We start from the raw sequence: 2675 nt of genomic DNA on the forward strand, positions 1-2675 counted from the left end.
CCCCATCGGTAGAAGTTAATACTGTTCCATTTGATTCTACTGCTACATATTGTCCATTTCCATAAGCTAATGTATATGCTCCTGTTGGAATTGTAGATTTTGTTTCTGTTATTACCATTTCCTCTGCGAAAGCACTAAAAGAAACTAAGTTAATTAATATGCTTAAAACTGTTATAAACATTATATGTTTTTTTATTTTCATAAAATTTTCCTCCTTTTTTATTGTTTTATTTTTACACTGTAGCCAAATGTTTTTTTAATAAATTCTGGTTTCATATAACTTGTACCATTTTGGACTATTACTAAATTATCTTCGTCTTTAAATTTACCAAGCGGTGTATAACAAGTTTTGGTATCTGGACTATAGAAAATAAAGAAACCTTCTCTTAGCCCTGCATCTATTGTAATTGTTATATATTTATTTTCTTTATCCCAAAATGTATAATGTCCTATTTTGTCGAATGTCTCTTTTAAAGGTATATACACGTTATTGTCTTTAGTAATTATATTAGTCTTAACTTCTGTTTTATCTATTTTTAATGTTATCTCTTCTGCTTCTGCTAAAACTGTAATACTTGTAGTAAATATTAATAATACTACTAATGCTAAAATAGATTTTTTCACAACACATTCCTCCTTTCATTTTATTATTATTATATTTTATTAAAATATAACCAAAATATAACCCAAATGTTAAAGAAGTTTGTTCTAGCACGTATTAAAAAAAGCCCTAAAAATAGGGCTTTCTAGTCTCTAAATCTTCTTCTTATATTCTTGTTATCTTTGTTATTTATTTTTCTAATTTTATCAATAGAAATAATATTATTATCTTCTTCTTTCGTTTTATTTTTTTTGTTCTTTAGATCTTTAATAGGTGGTGGAATTACTATATCATCTTCTTTTATATATTTAGTTTCTGTATCTCCTAAGAGATTACATTCTTGTGCTTGTAGTAGCTTTTGTTCTTCTAAAACTGCTTCATCCCACATTTTAAATAATTTGTTATACTTGTTTTTATGATTAAAATGATAGTCTATTTGTATGGTTAAGAATATTAAAATGAATGCTGTAAGATGAGCTAGGTAATTACTAGCATACCCCATATAAAATTGATTAGAATTATAATCTTCTCCAATTAAGAATAGTACCAGTAAGAAGAATATTTTCTTTACTATACCATTTGTCAAAAGGGCATTTATAGGTGTATAATAAATATTTCTTTTCTTAGTTATATCTACAACCCCTTGCACTCCCAAATGGTTTGTAGTCCAGTAGTAAATAGTACCGTAAATTATAGATAAAATAGTACCACTAACAAGAGTATGGAAATAAAAATCACTTGCATTCCATAAACTGTAATAGCCAACAAGACCTGTTATTATTAAAATGAATATCATTTTGTTTTCTATTCCAGATATTATATATAGCTCTCTATTAAATGTATCCTCTACTTTCTTTTTTTTATTATTAATTTCTTCTTGTTTGCTTAATTGCTTATTAAATTTAAAATTAAATGGATTATATAACTTTATCACAACACATTCCTCCTTTCATTTTCTTATTATTATATTTTATGTATTTTTTATTTTTTTATAACTTTATAAACGTTATATAACCTAGTAATTACAACACTTATAATTAATTATTAAATCTACTTTTATAGTAGCAAAATAATATTGACTTAGCAACTAAATAACTATTAAAATGCCATATAAGCCTTTTAACACTATTTATTTTATTAATAGTCCCATAAGCCCTTTAATCGTTTTAAAGCCTTTACAATTAAAATATAAGCCTTGTTATTTGTCTAAATAGTTTGAATTATTGTATTATAATTTCTAAATTTAGTTATTATTAGATAAATAAAAATATTAGCTTTAGCCACTTCTTGTCCATTAAAACATTAATTTGTTTAGTTTCCTTATTCTATATACTATTACTAATTAGAATACTTCTTTTAATTATTATAATTACTTGTATAGTAGTCTTTTTTTAATGACACTACCTTCCTCTTTTAATTTGTTTAAAAATAATCTTTTGATGTTCCTAATAAGAATACTTGTTAATATATTTACTTTCTTCTCTAGTTAGATTAATAATAAATATTTACTTATCTTCTTTAAAATATATTAACTCCATTCTCTTATTTAATAAAATAAAAATATTATTAGTTTTTAGGAACATCTTTAACTTAGATTCATTTATTGGTCAACATTAAATGAATTAATAAATAGGCTCTAACTTACTTTATTAGTAAGGTTTATGGATTATATTAGCTTTTAAAACCTGCAAGAAATTAAATTATTTTTTTACAAAACTTTATTTTAGAAGGGTAAATCATCGGGCAAATCATTTAAATCTAATTTTTTAGGAGTAATCACCTTAAAATTGCCTTGATATTCTATATCTACTTCTGGGGTACTAAACTCCTTTTTAACTGTATTATCATATTTTCTATTATCTTCATTATTTTTAGACTTTGGAGCTTGGAATACACTATCTGCTATATCTGTCCCTAATACTCTACTAATACTTTCTTTAGTTAAACTTCTAATAGATACTTCATTCTCTATTAATTTTTTAGCTCTCTTATTAACTTCTTTAAAGTCAATGTTGGATAGGGATAAATAGTTAATGTCAAAAATTTGATCATTCTCATACTCCATTTCGCAAGG

At 24.1% G+C, this 2675-nt stretch carries 4 protein-coding genes; all 4 read right to left on the reverse strand.

Annotated features, from left to right (window positions below):
- A partial coding sequence (locus V6137_RS20780; RefSeq protein WP_425449864.1) for a hypothetical protein occupies positions 1 to 202 on the reverse strand: 202 nt, incomplete at its 3' end.
- Positions 203 to 219: 17 nt separating this feature from the next.
- Entirely contained in the window at positions 220 to 624 is a 405-nt protein-coding gene (locus V6137_RS20785) for a stalk domain-containing protein (protein WP_425449865.1), read from the reverse strand.
- A 122-nt stretch (positions 625 to 746) separates the two neighbouring features.
- Positions 747 to 1535, reverse strand: a complete 789-nt coding sequence (locus V6137_RS20790) for a hypothetical protein (RefSeq protein ID WP_425449866.1) — start codon at positions 1533 to 1535, stop codon at positions 747 to 749.
- Between the two features lie 789 nt (positions 1536 to 2324).
- A partial coding sequence (locus V6137_RS20795; protein WP_425449867.1) for a hypothetical protein occupies positions 2325 to 2675 on the reverse strand: 351 nt, incomplete at its 5' end.

It is taken from the genome of Dethiothermospora halolimnae, assembly GCF_037577855.1.
GTDB classification, from domain to species: Bacteria; Bacillota; Clostridia; order Tissierellales; family VENL01; genus Dethiothermospora; species Dethiothermospora halolimnae.